Origin of the sequence: Treponema primitia (assembly GCF_046533075.1) — a bacterium.
GTDB lineage: Bacteria > Spirochaetota > Spirochaetia > Treponematales > Breznakiellaceae > Termitinema > Termitinema primitia_B.
In genome coordinates this window covers 16,448-33,363 of record NZ_JAJQRB010000087.1, presented here as the reverse complement: position 1 = coordinate 33,363, position 16,916 = coordinate 16,448, and the positions used below count along the sequence as shown (strand labels likewise).

The window sequence follows — 16,916 nt, the reverse complement described above, 5'->3', positions numbered from 1 at the left end:
ATATTCATTAATTGCTTAAAAAACTATAAGAGGAGAAAGAAAATGGTAAAAGTCGGAGTGGCGGGATACGGAGTAATCGGGCAGCGTTTAGCGGACGGCGTGGCGCTGCAGAAGGACATGGAACTGGTGGGCATCGCAGATTTAGCCCCCACCCTTTCCATTAAGGCCCTCTGTGAAAAGGGTATGACCTATGACCTGTACCTGGTCGATGGGGCGGACAAATCCAAGTTTGACGCCGCGGGAATCCCCTACAAGGGCAGCTTCCAGGATCTGATCGGTAAGGTTGATATCATGCTGGATTCCTCCCCCGGCGGTGTGGGGGCCAAAAACAAGGAACTCTACGCCAAGGCCGGAGTTAAAGCTATCTTCCAGGGCGGCGAGAAAAACTCCGTGGCGGATGTGTTTTTCCACGGTTACGCTAACTACGAAAAAGGGCTTGGGGTAAATTACCTGAAGCTGACCAGTTGTAATACCACGGGGCTCATCCGATCGGTGGACTGTCTGGACCGTAAATACGGTATCGACCGGGTGGCGATCACCATCATCCGCCGTGTGGCTGATCCCGGAGACTATCATCGCGGCTTAACCAACGCCCTGCAGATGGACAAGGCTCCCTCCCACCAGGCTCTGGACCTGATGACCATCATGCCCCATATCGATGCGACGGGCATTCTGGTCCATACTCCGGTTACCCACGGCCACATCATTACGGTGGTTGCCCACGCAAAGAAAGGTAAGATTACTAAAGAACAGGCCCTGGAAGCTTTTAAGACCCACAACCGTATCCGGGTGGTGAACATTGACGACGGTTTCCTGGGAAATGCCTCATTCTTCCGTTATGCCCGTGACCTTGGGAACCCCCGGGGTGATATGTACGAGATCGGCCTGTGGGAAGACAGTATCGTTGAAAGCGGTGACAATATCATGTACGCCATCAACATCCCCCAGGAATCGGTAACCATTCCGGAAACCATGGACGGTATCCGTGCCAGTATGAGAATGCAGAACGATTCGGCCACAGGTACTGCTGAAACCAACAAATACCTTGGCTTAGGGAAGTGGAAAAAATGATGACAAATCCGGAAGGCGTGGGGTATAGCCCCATTCCTTCCGGTCAGAGGACCTTATGAAAATCGAAATCCCCTATCTAAAAAAAACCTTCCCCCTGGAATTTCCCGACGAAAACCTCCTGGTTGTGGCGGAACCGAATGAATTCAAGGCCGCCGGAACTATGGAACAAATTCTGGGGGAAGCCTTAAAAAAACCCTATGGACCAAATAGTTTTACTAAGGATGGTCCCCAGGCTAATGCGGAACAGGGGCAGGGTCTTGAAGATTTTCTCCGCGGCGGCACACGGGTTCTCATTATTATCAACGACGCTACCCGGCCAACCCCCACAGAGATAATCCTCAAGGACCTCCTGCCGGTCTTTGAGAAAACCGGTATCCAAATAGAAAATTTAACCTTCATCGTGGCCACCGGGGCACACCGGGGACCCACGGAAGATGAGTACCGGCAAATCCTGGGGGTGTTCTACGATAAACTGCGGAACCGTTGCGTTCACCACGATGCCCGGAAGGATGACGATATGGTGGATTTGGGAACCACCAGGAATGGCACACCAATACTGCTCAACAAACGGCTCTTTGAAGCGGACCGAATAATCGCCACCGGCAGCGTAGAACCCCATTACTTCGCGGGCTTTACCGGAGGCCGCAAGGCATTTCTCCCGGGGATTGCCGCTTATAAGACCATCCAGGCGAACCACAAACAGGCCCTCTCCGGCGCAGCCCATTCCCTGGCCCTGGAGGGGAACCCGGTCCACGAGGATATGATGGACGCCCTGCCTCTGATCAAAGCGCCGGTATTCTCCCTCATGACTATTCTTGATAAGGAGCAACGGGTAGCCGCCGCTACAACCGGGGATCTGATGGCTTCTTTTTACGCCGCCGTTGAAATTGCCCGGAAGATCTTTTGCGTGATCGTTCCCGCAAAAGCGGATATCGTAGTATCGGTGGCAAAATTTCCCATGGACATCGACCTCTACCAATCCCAGAAGGCTATTGATAATGGCGCAGTAGCGCTGAAGGATGGGGGAACCCTGATCCTGGTTTCCAGTTGCAGGGACGGCATTGGGGATGAGGCCTACGCCAAACTGCTGGCCTCCGCTTCCAGTCCGGCGGATGCTCTCCGGCGTATCCGCGAGGGATACAAGCTGGGGTACCATAAGGCCGCCAAGATGGCCGCCGTATCCGATCGGGCTACGATAAAAGCTGTGACGGAACTTCCCGCAGAACGGCTAAAGAGTATGTTCATCGAGAGCGCCGCTTCTCCCCAAGCGGCCCTGGATGAGGCTCTGGGAAAGGCCCAATCTCAAGGTATCGCTGTCCCAAAAATACTTATACTACCCGACGGCTGTGTTACCGTGCCGGAATCAAAGGACTGAGGCTTATGTCTTCTTTCATTGCACAAAAGTACTTTTGCTCTTACAAGAAAATCCTTGGTATGAATAGCATATATGTGAAAATTATATGACAATTAGGATAAATTAAATATAAGGAGAGAATGTAATGATTTTAATAGGTGAAAAGATCAATGGTTCAATTCCGTCAATGGCAAAGGCAATTGCGGAAAAGAACGAAGCCCATATCCGCGATCTGGCGAAAAAACAGGCGGATGCCGGGGCAAGCTTCATCGACGTATGCGCTTCGGTACCGGAAACCGAGGAGCTTGATACCCTTAAGTGGCTTTTCGATCTGGTACAGTCCGTAACCGATGTCCCAATCTCCATTGATAGCCCCAGTGCAAAGATCATTGCCCAGGCGATTCCCCTGTGTAAAAAGCCGGGCTTGATCAATTCGGTGTCCATGGAAGGGGATAAGGTGGATACCATATTCCCGCTCATTGCGGACAGTAAGTGGGAATGCGTGTGCCTGTTAAGCGACGATACGGGGATACCCAAGTCGGCGGCGGATCGGCTGCGGGTTTTCGGTAATCTGATGAAAAAGGCGGAGCAGTACAAGTTGTCTCCCAACCGGCTGCACATCGATCCGCTCATCGAAATGATCTGTACCTCCGAAGACGGCATCGCCAAGGTTACCGAAACGATGCAAAAGGTTAAGGCGCAGTACCCCACGATTCACCTGACCGGCGGGGCAAGTAATATTTCTTTTAATCTGCCCATGCGGAAGTTCATCAACCGGGCCTTTATCATCCTGGCAATGAACGCCGGCATGGACAGCGCTATCATCGACCCCCTGAACAAGGATATGATGGGTCTGATCTATGCGGCGGAAGCCCTGCTCGGCCAGGATGAACTGTGTATGGAGTATATCGGCGCCTTCCGGAATGGTCTCTTTGGAGAGGTTAAACAGTAATATTCGCAGATGCGGATATATATAGATTGTAAAGAGGAGTTACGGTATGTCTAAAATTGATGAAATAGCTCAGGCGGTTGAAACAGGAAAGTCAAAGCTTATTGAAGGGTTGGTAACGGAAGCTCTGGGAGAAGGGATTGAACCGATAAAAATCCTCAACGAGGGGATGATTAAAGCCATGGGTAACGTTGGGGAGAAATTCCAGAAATCGGAAATCTTCGTTCCCGAAATGCTGGTTGCTGCCCGGACTATGAAGAAGGGCGTAGAGGTATTAAAACCGAAGTTGGCGGCGGGGGACACCACCCGCCTGGGGAAATGCATCATCGGTACCGTACACGGGGATCTGCACGACATCGGCAAGAACCTGGTAGCTCTGATGATCGAAAGCGCCGGGTTTGAGGTGATCGATCTGGGGGTTGATGTGGCTACCGACACCTTTGTAAGCGCCATCAAAACCAATCCGGATACCAAGGTTGTGGCCCTGTCCTGCCTCCTGACCACCACCATGCCTTCTATGAAGGAAACCGCCGCGGCGATTAAGGCCAGCGGTTTGGCGGGCTTTAAGCTCATCGTAGGCGGCGCACCGATCACCGAAGACTTTGCCAAGCAGGTCGGCGCCGATGGGTACACCACCGATGCCGCCAGCGCTGCGGTGCTTGCGAAAAAACTGGCCAGCTAATTTCGCTTAGTCCAAGTTAAGAGGGTCACGGATCACGAAAAAATGAAATCCTCATCCGTGTTAATTCGTGGCTCTTTTTTTACGTTTTAGAGTGAGGCGTGTATGGCGGAAACGATTGAAGGGATTAAAGACTTAGCTTTGGATTGCGGATTTACCCATGCCGGTTTGCTGGATGTGGATGTCATACGGGTGCGCGAGGAGGTACGCGATGCCTGTGCGGCGAATAAATGCAAGGCCTATGATGCAAACTGGGCCTGTCCACCCGCCTGCGGGACCCTTGCCGAATGTGATTCGACCATGCATAAATTTAAACGGGGTGTTCTCTTGCAAACCACCGGTGTTTTGGAAGACTCTTTTGATTATGAGTCCATGGAGTTAACCTCCGAGGAACATAGGAAGCATCTTGAGAACTTTACAGATAAAGTGCGGAAACTCTATCCCGGCTGTGTAATACTCGGCGCCGGGGGCTGCAAACGGTGTGAAAAGTGTACTTGGCCGGATAATCCCTGCCGTTTCCCCCAAAAGATGGTTTCCTCCATGGAAGCCTTTGGTTTAGTGGTCAGCGATGTTTGCAAGGACAATAATCTGCCCTATTATTACGGACCCAATACCTTAACCTATACCGGCTGTGTTCTCCTGGAGTAGTTTTATATGGGTCCACAAAGAATTACAAATATGCCGGGAACGGGAGTTGAACCCGTACGGGCTTGCGCCCAGGAGATTTTAAGTCTCCGGTGTCTACCATTCCACCACCCCGGCAAAAAATCAACTTACTATTGCATAGTACCAAGGGTATCCGGTATGGTCAATAAGTATGATCAACCAAGAAACGCCCATTTTAATTGATACCCACGCCCACCTTTCCATGCTGGATGAATACGATGCCCGGTTTTCCGCCCAACGGGGAATTCCGCCGACGTTTCCAAGCACGGAAACCCGGATAAACGAGCTTTTTGCCTCTGGTTTCGGGGGAATCATCGATATAGGCACCCAGGCGGAGGACCTGCCGGGACGGATCGCCGCCTTTTCCCGGTTCGAGCGGGTCCGGTTCAGTGCAGGGCTCTGGCCGGATCCTGAAAACATCGCCGGCCGCCGGGAACGGGCGTCCCAGTTGGAAGCCCATATCGCCGCAGCCCCGCCGGGTTTGGTAGTGGCGGTGGGTGAATGCGGGCTGGATCATCACCAGGAACTGCCGCCGGGAACGGAGTTGGACAAAGCCGGGGAAGCGGAACTGCTGGAGATGCTGCTGGATCTGGCAGGCAGGCTAAAGCTGCCCATCATCATCCATTCCCGGGATGCGCCGGGAGAAACGGCGGCAATCCTGGCCGGGCATCCGGAGGTCCGGGGGGTGATACACTGTTTTTCCTACGGAAAGGATGAAGCCCGGAGCTTTCTGGACCTGGGGTATTATATTTCTTTTGCGGGAAACCTGACCTATAAAAACGCCCCTAATCTGCGGGAAGCCCTGCCCTTCGTGCCCCAGGACCGGCTGCTCCTGGAAACCGACTCGCCCTTCCTGGCGCCGGTTCCCCATCGCGGCAAACCGGCGAACCCCGGGATGGTGGCGGAAAACTATACCCTGGCAGCGGAACTGCGGGGTATCAGCCAGAAAGCCCTGGGGGAGCGGATCGCAGAAAATGCGGAAAACCTCTTTAGGCTTGCCTTTCCCCCATCCACTGTTCCCTAAACAACTGCCGGTAGTAAACCCTGTAAAAAACGAGAGTTGCCCTTTGCCACATACGGCATACATAGATCATCCGATCCTGTACCCGGGGAATCCTTTCGCTTAAACCGTTGGGCAGAGGCATGATTTTCCCCAGCGGCCGCCCTTTTTCATCCAGGCGAAAAACCACCTCAATACCGTTAATCCAATTTTTACACCGCATGGCATCAACATTAATTATCCACGATCCCTTTACCATTTTTTACCCTCGCTATTTAGTGCTAGCTAAGTATCACCGGGAAAAAATATTCCGTATTGTATTTTTCGATGAGAATATGGAGTTTTATTCGGCAATTCACCGTCTTGACTTTCCTACAATCCGATGCAGAATAGCCGTATGGCGGTAAGTACGGCGGATGAGCGATATTATTGATTTAAAGGAAACTTCACCCAATAATTGGAAAGCAAAATATCAAGGCAATTACGTCTATACCATCAAAATAGTGACCGATGGGAAAAAACTATCCCGGTTTTCCTGTACCTGGCAGGTTTTGTAAAGAGAATCAGATAAGGTAGGAGGTTTGTTAGTCCTTGGCAAAACCCGGCCCAAGGCAATCTATAGGCGCCACATAAACCCCATCATCCCTGCGGCAGGAGAATCCGCCCAATCCGTTTATAACCGCTAAAAATGCGGCGGTCGGTTCACCGTTTTTTATCATTTTGGCATTGAGTTTTAACAGGTTTGCTGCGGCCATATCGGTTTGATTGGCCCCCAGTTTGATTTCCAGAGCAGCCCATTGGCCGTCCGCAAGTTCCAGAATCACATCCGCTTCAAGATTTGACTCATCCCGATAATGGTATACCGAAGCTCCCGCCGATTCCGCATATATCAGAATATCCCTCAGGCATAGTCCTTCAAATAGAAAACCCAGGGTGTTCAAATCTTTTTTGAGTTTCTCCGGTGTCGCATCAATGGCGGCTGCGGCAAGGGACGGATCCGTCAGAAGACGTTTGGGGCTTACCCGCAGCCGCTTTGATGAACGGAGGCCTGGCGCCCATCCGGGTATTTCTTCCAGCACATAAAGGTTTTTTAGTAAAGTCAAATAGAGAGAAACAGTATTACGACTAATGTTGATGTCATCAAAAGGGGAACCGCAGTCATCTGTATCAATGTCCCTTTGCAGCGTTCTATTACTGACCAGGGTGGCGTTATTACGAGCCAGGGAGCGCAGGACGGCCATAACTTTGGATGAGTTGCGGCGAATTCCATCAATGCCGGAAATTTCCCGCCGGATCGCTCAGAAAAAACACACTGTTGCCATGATTCAGGGCAGTCCAGGTTTTACCGCACCATTTGGGACCATCAATCGAGACGGCGCCGAATTCCGCCAGTAAATCCGCTATTTTAGGGTCAATGAGCCGGGATCTATACCCTTTTTCGGTCAATGCCACGGAATCTCCTTAAAGTGCAAATTCCTCATTTTTCAATGTGCACTTTACCGGAATTTTAACGTGCATTTTCCGGATTGTCAAGAATACAGGAATAGATTTGTTTGAAGCTGTTGCAACTGCTGTAGTATACTATGGATTTACCCGCAGGTCAATTTCGTGTATTGCCATGTATTTATTTCTTGCCATAATGAGACCGGCATTGAGAAATAATCGCCTGACTACCCTCAATGCGATAAACAAGCCGGTTCGTATCATCTATCCGCCGGCTCCACCAGCCCGACATATTTCCTTTTAACGGCTCCGGTTTACCAATACCCGAATAACCGTTTCGGGAAATATCCTGTAACAGACGATTGATTTTATTTACTGTTTTTTTGTCCTGTCCCTGCCAGAAAATATAATCTTCCCAGGCTTCCGGTAAAAAGGACAGACTAATCATCGGACTGAAGGTTCGCCGCCATAGCCTCTAATTCTTCCAGGGTCTTTACAATGGGCTTACTTTTCCCCGAATAATAATTGTCAACAGTTTTTTGCAGATGCGCCTGATTTTCGGCGGAGTAAAATGGATCATTCACCCGCAGCTCAAAGGGAATACCGCCATAGCGAACCACCTGTTTGTAAAAAACGGTTGTGGCGGCGGACATACTTAAGCCCAACTCTGAAAAAATACTTTCGGCCTGCTTTTTCAGCTCGTCATCAACACGTATGTTTATATTAGCCATATACTTACCTTCTACAACACATTGTACGCAATTATTCCGTAATTGTCAACACAACTCTTTACAAATGCAAGATATGGCCCAACTACCCACTCATCATATCCAGTACTATTTTTTCGATATCGGTGCAAAAAACCGCCCATTCAGGTTTTTTCGTCCAGATAACGCTGTCAAATTCGCTTTGCGGTATGCCCCTAAGAATTTCACCTATTATGGGAGTATCAACGCCCCCTTACTTTTCCCTGGCTTCGCGGATTATTTCCGGCCAGTTGATGGATTCGTGCAGGGCAATTTCCGGCTCTGCTAAGGGCGGTACCACCGGTTAGATAAAAATGCGTTTTGCAGCTGCTTATGATATTCAGAACCCCATTCTGAAGTGGATACAGGTTCTCTTCGTAAAACTGCGAGGGCAAAATCATAATGAATCCTCAGTTCCCGGGGAAAAAGAGCCCGGGTAATTTTTGGGGTATAAAGCGCTTTGACTTTATCCACCCCCCAAAGCGCAATAATCCGGTACCACGGCGCCCAGCCAAGGCAGCGCAAAAATATACGATCCTGGTCAAATCCGGCGGCGCTTTCAAGTTTACCCTCCACCACCGCCAGCATATCCTCCGGGGATACGTTATAGTCCCAGCATTTTGAAAAACCGTATCTATCAACTTAATCTACCGGTTTAACCCCGCCTTTGCGGCCAAGCCTGAAACCAACCCGATATATATCTGGCATATTAATACGCCCATCCCGCATTGTATCAAACACACCAATGCGTACCAGTTCTTCCTTTATTCCAATCCAACCGCCATCGGCGTTCTGGGGGGGAAGACTATCGGTCTTTATATTTCCGGGACCCCTGGGATAGTATTCAATCCATCGAGCCTTGATACTATCAAATTCTATAGGGACATTAAGATTTTCTAATTTTCCACATAATTCTCTTATCCATGGATAATCTTCGGCGATTTCTTCAACACGGTTAAGAGAAGCCTTTTGTACTCCTTGCTTTATTGCTTCATAATGCAGTGGATACATTGAATCCTTTCTCGCGGACTCTTCTGCAGCTTCCTTAATGGCCAACAAAAAAGATCGGGGGGAAGTGCTCCCTGTACCATCGGCAAGGTGCTTTACAACCCAGGAATATGTTGATCCCCTGCGGGAATTATTTCCCATCCATTCACCGGCGAGTTTTTCAAATAGCTTACGCTGCCTGGCGCCTTCCCGCTTAACGTCATCATGCAGCACCCAAACATCACCTTGTTTAATCGGTTCTTCGCCGACCACTTCTTTATAAATACCACGCAGGACCAAACCACTGTCACCAGGCGCATTGCAAAAATACTGCCAAAGGAGGCCGTGCAGATCGTTCATTTGCCAAGTGAGTTCCGCCCTATTGGCCAATAATTTGGAAGCATCAGGGAAATTCTTTACATTTCGGGAGAATTGATCTTCCCGCAGAAATACTTTTGCCGATATATTCGAAAAAGTTTTCAAATACAGTACCTGTTTAAGCAGTTCACGGACAATATCATCCATTTGCTGCCAATTATTACTGGTACGATCCAGCGCATCAAATACAATAAGCGCATTTCTTCCATTGCTTCTTAAATGTTCGCTTGCCTTCTGTATAATATTCACAACTTGTTCAGCATTTTTTTTAACCCAGGAAACACTTGAAATCCAATCCTTATGGGGGATTTTATAATCAATGACTTTAGATAACCACCGAACAATAACAGCCTGCCATATATCAGGAGGTTCAAATTGTTTTTGCAAAAGATTATTAAATATTTTAATATCAGGATAAAGTTCCTTGTCAGTGGTTTCCGCAAATCCTTTTTGGACTTGAGTATTTTCAAGTTCTGATATATTTGCGCCTATTATAGATTTTGACTGCGGTTCCGCCAAAGCCGATGTCCACGTTGATTTACCGACCCCCCTGGCGCCAACAATTAAATTGCAATTAAGCTGTAACGCATTCTCATGCCCGGGGGGAATATATAATTGTTTAGAATTAATAGGGTTTCCATAGCTTGATGTTTCCTTGGGAAGCGCAGTAATAATTGCCTGCCTGACTTGGGATATATTAACCATCGGTTATCATCCCTTCAACGGTGGACAGCAGGGACCCAAATACAGCCTTTATCTGGTCAACATCAAAATTGAATTGAGCCGGTGAATATAAATTCTGAAGTGTTGAAAAACCGCGATTCCATCTTATAATACATGGAAAATGCGGAGCATCGTCGTCTGCTTTGTTATAGGTAAAATACTTGTCCTCAGCTTCTCCAGCAGGAACTATATCATAAAGCCTTTCGAGAAATAAATTCCAGGACCGCTCACAAAGGCTATCAAAATAAATATCGGCGCCTGTTTCAGGAATTAAAGCGCCTACCATTTGTAAACGTCCGCGAATGTCTCCTGCGACTCCATATCGCCGCCAATGCTCAAAAAGAATCGTATACCCACCCCAAGTCTGCTCACTATCCATGGCAAATAATAAAACATTCTTAGCGCCCAGGCAGGTTACACATGCCCCCGAAACTTCATCAATACCCGCACGGGAATCAATAAGAATAACATCAGGTTTGTGGATATTTTCAAGATTATCCAACAAACGGTTCAAACGCTTATACCACGGCTCCCTGGTTTTATCTTTTAGCATCTTTGGCATCCATGCCCGGCCAAGTTTAGCGATATATTCTCCCGGCTCCTTGCCGTGCGCCGGCGCCACCCATATTTTACCATTGTGTGACAGGGCGCTTGAGGATACCATGTCTTTAATAATCTCATCTCCATTATCGACCAAATCTTCTACAAGCCAATCAGCAATACCATATTCAGGACACTGATCCTGTGGCAACAATGAAGAAGAAATTCCCGGCGACTCAAGGTCCAGATCTATAACCATTACTTTTTTGCCTTTTTCCGCCAAATGGCGAGCGGTTACGGCTAATGCGGTAGAACGGCCAACACCGCCTTTTATCGAAAAGAACACAATGCGCGGGATACCTTTGGATACGGGAGTAATAAAGGACCAGTCACTGACAGATAAAAGACGATCAACAAACGTTACATTTGGAAAATTCTTCAGTTTAAAATTGGGAGCGCCTTGAACCGCATCTTTCAACTTAGACTCAAAAAGCACCATTTTATCAGAAGTATAACCATGAGGCTGTATCGTATCAGCTATCGTTTTTACCAAAGAAATCAAATCAGGGTTATTATCAAAATCCTTTTCTTTTTTCTGATCCGTAATTAGCCGTATTTTTCCATTAAGATCACGGTTAATTACCAGCCAATCAAGGCTTCCCATCAACTGTAGATATTGATTCAAAATATTTTCGATTGCTTTTTCCAACTGTCCGAACAGGATCATAATAGTCCTTCTCTCTTAGCCCTATATATCAAGGCTTGAATATCCACTATCCCTTCTTTGTATGGATTAACATACATTTCATTAAAATTGGACTCATTACCATACCGATCAGTAATACTCCATGAGGAAAAAGGATTTGGTTCGGGAAGGCAGAATTCATCGGCATCATAGTCTTTCCTGTAGGATTCATAACGGATTAATAATTGAGGTAAATGTACTTGATCCTTGGGATTTTCCGGTTTTTCTCCGGTTGGATCAAGATTCATCCCAAAAGCTTCCATCAGGCATTTTATACCACATTCAGCAGAATACCCATAAAGTTGACCGGCATTTGCCCATCGGGAATTATTGAAAAGCAACTCTGCATCTTTAAAATGCCTTTCAAAGGCATTAAAAAAATCTGTTTGCATTCTACTTCCCCACCAGCTCCTTCTCCTTCTCCGCCTTGCCAACCCCGCCGGTACCCTGCTCGTTGTTCGTTCCGCTGTAGATGTCGAAGCGTTTGTTATGGCTCCCCGCCTTGTCCACTAAGCTGGAAAGGTCGTTGCTGCCCTTAAAGCGGAGGACGTTAACCATGAAGATGTTGAGCTTGTTTACGATGTTCGGGGGCAGGAGGTTTCCGTCCACCTCCACCGAAAGGATGGGGTAGTTCCGTTCACGGGCCCAGGGGGTAAAGAGCCCTTCGATAACCCGGCCGATAAGACAGGCGAAGGGGCTGATGTTTACGATCCCCGAGTAGCCGTGTTCCATGGCCGCAGCGGCAGCCCCGGAGGAGACGGCGATCTCCGAATTGAGTTCCAGGTTCACAAAGTGTTTCTGGGTGTATTCCATGATCTCGTGCATATCGTGGGGAGTCTTGGGGATGAGTCCCGTGGGCTCCAGAATGGCAAGGGTCTTTTTCTCTATCGAATGTTTCCACCATTCCTCAATTTCCAGTTTCTTCAAATCCCGCCAGGGCTTGGAGAAAAGCCGGGTCCCGGGTTTCCGCAGCTTTATGAGTTTCTTTAATGCGTACTCCCGGACAAAGTCCAGGTAGTGGATCCACTCGGCAATGCCCGCCACCTTTACTACGATGCCCCGCTCGCTCATCAGGTCCGTAAGCTCGCCCACGGCGAAGTCGTCCCGGCGCACGTAGATTTCGCCCACCACTAAGACTTTGGGGCAATCCACCACTTTACGTTTAAGGGGTATCTTTTTAACATCAGTGGCAACCTGTTCAAGTTCCTTCCAGATATTGTCGGGGCTGAATTCCACCGCGTGCATAACCTTGCGCCAGGATTTTTCAAATTCCTTCAACGCCTTCTCCGGCTCCACCGCCACTGCCTTAAGGGCGGTCTGAATGTCCTTAAGATAATCCGCCAGGACAAAGCCCCGCCACATCTCTTTAACAAAGGCGCCGCCTAATTCGCCGTAGGAATTATCCGCGGAAAGAATGAAGATAACCACGTTTTCAAGGCGCAGATCCTTGAAGAGATTTTCGTAGTAAACGTAATACTGCCCGGTCCGGCAGGGGCCGGTGGTGATGGGCACAAAGAGGAGGTAGAGTTCATCCTTGCGGTACTGTTCACTGAAAAAGAACTGCAGGGCGCCCCCCAACACCAGATGGCTGGGCACACATTCCTTACCCGAAGCATGGGCCCGGGCTAACTGAATAGTTTTATTGGTAGCCACCGGCAGTGACACGGCGTTGATCCCCTGATGCCGTACCGCGGCGCTCATGTACTCGGTGGAGATAGCCCCCATGCTGGAAAGGAGCACCTTTACCCGCTTATTGCCCACAATGGGCACCTTCTCCCCGGTCTTATCATTGTCGATGCGGAGATCGAAGTTCTTCCCCGTGGTCCGCTCCGCCACAAAGCGCCAGCCGTTACTGTAGCGCTCGCCCTCAACCGCATCCTTTTTAGCCCGGTACCCATCGATGATGTCCAGGAAGGCTTCCACCCGGGTATCCACCCCGGCGTCCGCAGAGTGGGAATCCAGTTCCAGCACCAGGAAGGGTTTCTGTCCCATAAACCATTTAAGGTAGTGCAGGATAAAGGAATCCGGCGCACAGGAAAAGTTGGTGATATACGTAACATAGATATTGTCTTCTTTCTTTAGTAACGCTGCGGACTTCACATCCTGCTGACCGTAGTACCAGTACATATTGGGGAAAATATCCTCGTCCTCAAAGGGTAGAATATCGAAGGGCACGATGGAAAAGCCCCGGGTGGTAAACTTCCGTGGTATGCCCATATTGGCCTCCGCCGTAAAGGCGTTGTAGGGCCGCCCCAGAATGGCGATCACCGGCCTATTGGCCTTGCGCGCATCCTCTATCGCTTCTTTTCCAAGCTGCCGCATGGCGGCGAAATAGGCATACTGTTTTTCCAGGGCCTTATCGAAGGCCGCCTTGGTTTCCGCCGGGTCAATGCCGAGCAAATCCGTCATCACCCTAAAGAGTTCCAGGGCCTTGCCCTCCCCAAACTTAAAACTCACCACCAGGGGGAGGAACTTCTTTTTATCCACATCGGGGAAAGCCTTTTCTATATAATAGGGCAGACTCTGGGTGATGGGACAGAAGTTGGCGTGTACACCCTCCTCATAACTGGGCATGTCACGGAAATGGGGAAGCAGTATGTAATCCGCTCCCTTGTCCAGACAGTCCTGTACCGCCCCGTGGGCAATTTCCGCGGGGAAGCAGTAGGTGGATTCCGCCCGGGCCACCCCGGCGTGGGCCACCTCGGTGGAGAGGAAGGTCTGAATACCCAGCTCGTGGAAAAACCAGGAGTAAAGGGGATACAGGGTATGCACACTGAAAGCCCGGGGAATCCCTACCACAAAGTTTCGTTTATAGTCCGCCGCAGTAACGGTGCTCGGCGCCGGGGATGCGGCGCTAAACTGCGCGGTCTTCAGGGCTTCGGACCCGCCGCTTAACACTTCAGCTTTATTGGCCGCCGCTTCACTAAGCTTTAAGCGCTGCAATGCTGCGGGTGAAACCGGCGCGGCAAATTCTTCAAAGAGCAATTTCTGGCGCTTCTCCACGTAGTCAAAGACCGGCACGTCCTTAACGGCCTTACGCATATTGGTGTACTTGTTACAGCGGCCGCCGAACATATACTTGCGGCCCCCGGCGCCGCCCACGGACAGCACCTGTATGGGACAGCGGTTGTCACAGGACTGACAGGTAAAGACCCGCTCATAGCCGATTTCCCGGGTCAAAAGGTCGTCGATGATCACGGGCTTTTCCTCAAGGAGACCGTCGGCGTTTTTCCGTTTTGCCAGGAGGGCCACCCCAAAGCAGCCCATCAGTTCCGGTGAGGGGGGTACCAGGATTTCCTTGTCCAGCATCATGGCAAAGGCCAGGGGTACGGCGACATTTTTGGCCACCCCGCCCTGGAGGAAAATTTTCCCGCCTATGGTACGGTTCCCCACCACCCGGTTCAGATAGTTTGCTACTATAGAACCGATGATCCCCGCAGTAATATTCTCCTTAGTGGCCCCCTGCTGGACCGCCTTCCGTATGTCGGAGTTGATAAACGCCGAGCAGTGCTCCCCAAACTTAAGGGGGGCGTCGGCGTTCAGGGCGATAGGCCCGATATCCTTGGCGCTGTGTATGGAAAGATCCCCGGAGGCGGATTCCTCCAGGAAGGAGCCGGTTCCGGCGGAACAGGCTTCGTTCATTGCGTAGTCGATGGGCACTCCGTTCTTAAGGAGTACATACTTGGCGTCCTGCCCGCCTATCTCAAAGATGGTCTCCACCTCGGGATCGAAGTAGGTGGTCCCCACGGCGTGGGCGATAATTTCGTTGTACACCCCGGGGGTTTCCAGAAATACCCCCAGGATCTCCCGGGAGGAACCGGTGGTAGCCACCAGCCGAATATCGACATGCTTATCCCCCGTATCCGCGACAACCTTCTCCTGGATAATCGCCAGACATTCCTTCAGGGCCTTAACCGGGTCCCCGTGGGTCCGCCCGTAGTGGCTCGCCACGATCTCGTCGGTTTCGGCGTCCACCAGGCTGGCCTTGGTGGTGGTAGAACCGCCATCCACACCCAGGATGTACTTCCGGCCCGGCTGTACCTTGCCATCGGGCTTATCGAAGGTCTTTACCTTATTAGTCCAATCCTTCAGGGCGCCCAGGGCGCCAAAGCGTATCTCGTTAGGCTTCAGGAGCTGCTCAATACCCGGCAGGGGGCTTCCCGACTTGGGCGCCAGCACCGCCGCGCCCAGGGCTTCAAAAACCGAGGCAGTCTCGGGGATGATAAACTCAATATGGGGCGCCTTCTCCCGGATAAACCGGATGATATGCCGGTTCAGGGTGATGCCCCCGGCCAGAACCACCCGACCGGAGCGGATCTTCGCCCGTTTAAGGAAGTCGATAACCTTAACCGCCATCACGTCGGAAAGGGAAAGAACGATATCGTCCTTTGTCGCCTCCCGCTTATTCAGCCGGTGGGTACAGTCGCTCTTCATGAACACCGAACAGCGGGTCGACAGGGCGTAAACCTTGGCTTCATCGGACACCTTGTTGATATCCTCAAGCTTCATGTCCATCCGGGCAAGCTGCTGCTTAAGGAACTCCCCGGTACCGCTGGCGCACTTATTCCCGGAGAAATTGTTGATGATCTTCCCCTCTTTGTTGAGGGAATACACCACCAGATCCTCTCCGCCCATACTGACCACGGCGTCGGCGGTCAAATTGAGAGCCCGAAGCGCCGATTCCACGCAAAGAGGCTCCAGGGTACCCGCGGCGTCAAACATAAACCGGCCTTCATTACCCGTAACCAGGGTTGGAATCCCCTGGGGTATTTTGCCATCGCTTAAAAGCCGCCGCACCGCCGCGCCAAAATCACCCTCATGGGGGACCGCCGCGCTCCATACAACCTGCACGTCAGCGGCGGATTGTCCGTTCTCTACCAACACCATCTTCAAACTAGTGGAACCAATATTTATTCCTAATGACTGCATAACCCCTCTCTAAGTGCGGCAATTGCCGTATAATTAAATCGAAACGAAACAAAGTCTCGTATACCCGGAAGTTTTTGAATATGAATATCTATTTTACCAATCCCATCAAATTGATTCAATAGAGCCCGTTCCTCATTCTTCCTTACAAAAAATGAAGCAATTGATAAAAAACCACTTGCTTTTCCTCCAAATAGGATTTATATTGATAATGATAATTATTATTGAATTGAGGGATTATGTCAATAGCTAATGCGGACAGAAAGCATAGTAAAAAAAGGGACGCGATTTTGGAGTGCATCCGGTCCACCACCTCCCATCCCGGCGCCCAGTGGGTATACGATCAGCTAAAATCGGATATCCCCGGCCTTTCTCTGGCCACGGTGTACCGGAACATCAACCTATTCCTGCGGGAAGGGTCGGTAATATCCGTAGGGGTTGTTGACGGAGAGGAACGGTTTGACGGCAGGGTGGCGCCCCACCCCCATTTTGTATGTGAATGCTGCGGCCGGGTCATAGATTACGATGCCCCGGAACTTCCGGTTGAATTTTTCGATGTTATGGAAAATTTAAAGAATTTGTCCCATACTCAAGATAGGTTCGTTATTGATTACCGCAAAACCGTATTCAGCGGCCTTTGCGCCGAGTGTGCACATAAGCAAGTGAAAACCACGGCTTAAGCCGTTGTATATATTTTGAGAATGGAGAG

The 16,916-nt window shown here is 50.1% G+C and carries 18 protein-coding genes and 1 tRNA gene; 8 read left to right on the top strand and 11 right to left on the bottom strand.

All coding sequences use genetic code 11. From position 1 onward, the window contains the following. The first annotated feature begins 42 nt into the window (after positions 1-42). The 5 genes from LQZ19_RS18090 (at position 43) to LQZ19_RS18070 (ending at position 4,701) form a co-directional block, all read left to right on the top strand. Complete coding sequence (locus LQZ19_RS18090) at positions 43-1,071, top strand: type II glyceraldehyde-3-phosphate dehydrogenase (protein ID WP_411049092.1); 1,029 nt, start codon at positions 43-45, stop codon at positions 1,069-1,071. Between the two features lie 55 nt (positions 1,072-1,126). Further along, positions 1,127-2,446 (top strand): nickel-dependent lactate racemase family protein, encoded by a 1,320-nt coding sequence (locus LQZ19_RS18085; RefSeq protein ID WP_411049091.1) that lies wholly within the window; start codon positions 1,127-1,129, stop codon positions 2,444-2,446. 124 nt (positions 2,447-2,570) lie between these two features. After that, positions 2,571-3,377, top strand: a complete 807-nt coding sequence (locus tag LQZ19_RS18080) for a methyltetrahydrofolate cobalamin methyltransferase (protein ID WP_411049090.1) — start codon at positions 2,571-2,573, stop codon at positions 3,375-3,377. A gap of 46 nt (positions 3,378-3,423) precedes the next feature. Beyond that, positions 3,424-4,056: a corrinoid protein gene (locus tag LQZ19_RS18075; RefSeq protein ID WP_411049089.1), complete on the top strand. Its 633-nt coding sequence runs from the start codon at positions 3,424-3,426 to the stop codon at positions 4,054-4,056. A 102-nt stretch (positions 4,057-4,158) separates the two neighbouring features. After that, positions 4,159-4,701, top strand: a complete 543-nt coding sequence (locus LQZ19_RS18070) for a DUF2284 domain-containing protein (protein WP_411049088.1) — start codon at positions 4,159-4,161, stop codon at positions 4,699-4,701. Positions 4,702-4,732: 31 nt separating this feature from the next. Here the strand turns inward: LQZ19_RS18070 and LQZ19_RS18065 are convergent. Continuing rightward, positions 4,733-4,815 (bottom strand) — tRNA-Leu (locus LQZ19_RS18065). A 55-nt stretch (positions 4,816-4,870) separates the two neighbouring features. Between LQZ19_RS18065 and LQZ19_RS18060 the strand changes: the two genes are divergently transcribed. Next, entirely contained in the window at positions 4,871-5,743 is an 873-nt protein-coding gene (locus tag LQZ19_RS18060; protein ID WP_411049087.1) for a TatD family hydrolase, read from the top strand. On the opposite strand, the gene LQZ19_RS18055 is transcribed toward LQZ19_RS18060, so the two are convergent. Beyond that, entirely contained in the window at positions 5,709-5,978 is a 270-nt protein-coding gene (locus LQZ19_RS18055) for a hypothetical protein (protein ID WP_411049086.1), read from the bottom strand. The two genes, LQZ19_RS18060 and LQZ19_RS18055, sit on opposite strands and share 35 nt — an antisense overlap. A gap of 157 nt (positions 5,979-6,135) precedes the next feature. On the opposite strand from LQZ19_RS18055, the gene LQZ19_RS18050 reads away from it, so the two are divergent. Continuing rightward, positions 6,136-6,276: a hypothetical protein gene (locus LQZ19_RS18050; RefSeq protein WP_411049085.1), complete on the top strand. Its 141-nt coding sequence runs from the start codon at positions 6,136-6,138 to the stop codon at positions 6,274-6,276. 27 nt (positions 6,277-6,303) lie between these two features. Here LQZ19_RS18050 and LQZ19_RS18045 read toward each other — a convergent pair whose 3' ends face one another. The 9 genes from LQZ19_RS18045 to LQZ19_RS18005 all read right to left on the bottom strand — a co-directional run bounded on the left by LQZ19_RS18045 (position 6,304) and on the right by LQZ19_RS18005 (position 16,210). After that, positions 6,304-6,960: a DUF4143 domain-containing protein gene (locus LQZ19_RS18045; protein ID WP_411049084.1), complete on the bottom strand. Its 657-nt coding sequence runs from the start codon at positions 6,958-6,960 to the stop codon at positions 6,304-6,306. Between the two features lie 28 nt (positions 6,961-6,988). Continuing rightward, a complete protein-coding gene (locus LQZ19_RS18040) occupies positions 6,989-7,171 on the bottom strand; it encodes a hypothetical protein (protein ID WP_411049083.1) in 183 nt (60 codons plus the stop codon). Between the two features lie 172 nt (positions 7,172-7,343). Further along, complete coding sequence (locus LQZ19_RS18035) at positions 7,344-7,610, bottom strand: Txe/YoeB family addiction module toxin (RefSeq protein WP_411049082.1); 267 nt, start codon at positions 7,608-7,610, stop codon at positions 7,344-7,346. Further along, complete coding sequence (locus tag LQZ19_RS18030; RefSeq protein ID WP_411049081.1) at positions 7,603-7,893, bottom strand: type II toxin-antitoxin system RelB/DinJ family antitoxin; 291 nt, start codon at positions 7,891-7,893, stop codon at positions 7,603-7,605. The genes LQZ19_RS18035 and LQZ19_RS18030 overlap by 8 nt, the downstream gene beginning before the upstream one ends. Before the next feature lie 300 nt (positions 7,894-8,193). Next, a complete protein-coding gene (locus LQZ19_RS18025) occupies positions 8,194-8,496 on the bottom strand; it encodes a hypothetical protein (protein ID WP_411049080.1) in 303 nt (100 codons plus the stop codon). Positions 8,497-8,550: 54 nt separating this feature from the next. Continuing rightward, positions 8,551-9,978: an AAA family ATPase gene (locus LQZ19_RS18020; RefSeq protein ID WP_411049079.1), complete on the bottom strand. Its 1,428-nt coding sequence runs from the start codon at positions 9,976-9,978 to the stop codon at positions 8,551-8,553. After that, positions 9,971-11,263: a ParA family protein gene (locus LQZ19_RS18015; RefSeq protein ID WP_411049078.1), complete on the bottom strand. Its 1,293-nt coding sequence runs from the start codon at positions 11,261-11,263 to the stop codon at positions 9,971-9,973. Before LQZ19_RS18015 ends, LQZ19_RS18020 begins: the two co-directional genes overlap by 8 nt. After that, the gene (locus LQZ19_RS18010) at positions 11,260-11,673 is read right to left on the bottom strand and encodes a hypothetical protein (RefSeq protein WP_411049077.1); all 414 of its coding nucleotides are present in this window, start codon (positions 11,671-11,673) and stop codon (positions 11,260-11,262) included. Before LQZ19_RS18010 ends, LQZ19_RS18015 begins: the two co-directional genes overlap by 4 nt. A gap of 1 nt (position 11,674) precedes the next feature. Further along, complete coding sequence (locus tag LQZ19_RS18005; RefSeq protein ID WP_411049076.1) at positions 11,675-16,210, bottom strand: acyl-CoA dehydratase activase; 4,536 nt, start codon at positions 16,208-16,210, stop codon at positions 11,675-11,677. Between the two features lie 236 nt (positions 16,211-16,446). Between LQZ19_RS18005 and LQZ19_RS18000 the strand changes: the two genes are divergently transcribed. Next, on the top strand, positions 16,447-16,887 hold the full coding sequence (locus LQZ19_RS18000; protein ID WP_411049075.1) for a Fur family transcriptional regulator: 441 nt from the start codon (positions 16,447-16,449) through the stop codon (positions 16,885-16,887). Positions 16,888-16,916 lie beyond the last annotated feature (29 nt).

Bases quoted from the DNA above. Each gene is read 5' to 3' on its own strand.
- LQZ19_RS18090 (WP_411049092.1), top strand. From the start codon at position 43: ATGGTAAAAGTCGGAGTGGCGGGATACGGAGTAATCGGGCAGCGTTTA.
- LQZ19_RS18085 (WP_411049091.1), top strand. From the start codon at position 1,127: ATGAAAATCGAAATCCCCTATCTAAAAAAAACCTTCCCCCTGGAATTT.
- LQZ19_RS18080 (WP_411049090.1), top strand. From the start codon at position 2,571: ATGATTTTAATAGGTGAAAAGATCAATGGTTCAATTCCGTCAATGGCA.
- LQZ19_RS18075 (WP_411049089.1), top strand. From the start codon at position 3,424: ATGTCTAAAATTGATGAAATAGCTCAGGCGGTTGAAACAGGAAAGTCA.
- LQZ19_RS18070 (WP_411049088.1), top strand. From the start codon at position 4,159: ATGGCGGAAACGATTGAAGGGATTAAAGACTTAGCTTTGGATTGCGGA.
- LQZ19_RS18060 (WP_411049087.1), top strand. From the start codon at position 4,871: ATGATCAACCAAGAAACGCCCATTTTAATTGATACCCACGCCCACCTT.
- LQZ19_RS18055 (WP_411049086.1), bottom strand. From the start codon at position 5,978: ATGGTAAAGGGATCGTGGATAATTAATGTTGATGCCATGCGGTGTAAA.
- LQZ19_RS18050 (WP_411049085.1), top strand. From the start codon at position 6,136: ATGAGCGATATTATTGATTTAAAGGAAACTTCACCCAATAATTGGAAA.
- LQZ19_RS18045 (WP_411049084.1), bottom strand. From the start codon at position 6,960: ATGGCCGTCCTGCGCTCCCTGGCTCGTAATAACGCCACCCTGGTCAGT.
- LQZ19_RS18035 (WP_411049082.1), bottom strand. From the start codon at position 7,610: ATGATTAGTCTGTCCTTTTTACCGGAAGCCTGGGAAGATTATATTTTC.
- LQZ19_RS18030 (WP_411049081.1), bottom strand. From the start codon at position 7,893: ATGGCTAATATAAACATACGTGTTGATGACGAGCTGAAAAAGCAGGCC.
- LQZ19_RS18025 (WP_411049080.1), bottom strand. From the start codon at position 8,496: ATGCTGGCGGTGGTGGAGGGTAAACTTGAAAGCGCCGCCGGATTTGAC.
- LQZ19_RS18020 (WP_411049079.1), bottom strand. From the start codon at position 9,978: ATGGTTAATATATCCCAAGTCAGGCAGGCAATTATTACTGCGCTTCCC.
- LQZ19_RS18015 (WP_411049078.1), bottom strand. From the start codon at position 11,263: ATGATCCTGTTCGGACAGTTGGAAAAAGCAATCGAAAATATTTTGAAT.
- LQZ19_RS18010 (WP_411049077.1), bottom strand. From the start codon at position 11,673: ATGCAAACAGATTTTTTTAATGCCTTTGAAAGGCATTTTAAAGATGCA.
- LQZ19_RS18005 (WP_411049076.1), bottom strand. From the start codon at position 16,210: ATGCAGTCATTAGGAATAAATATTGGTTCCACTAGTTTGAAGATGGTG.
- LQZ19_RS18000 (WP_411049075.1), top strand. From the start codon at position 16,447: ATGTCAATAGCTAATGCGGACAGAAAGCATAGTAAAAAAAGGGACGCG.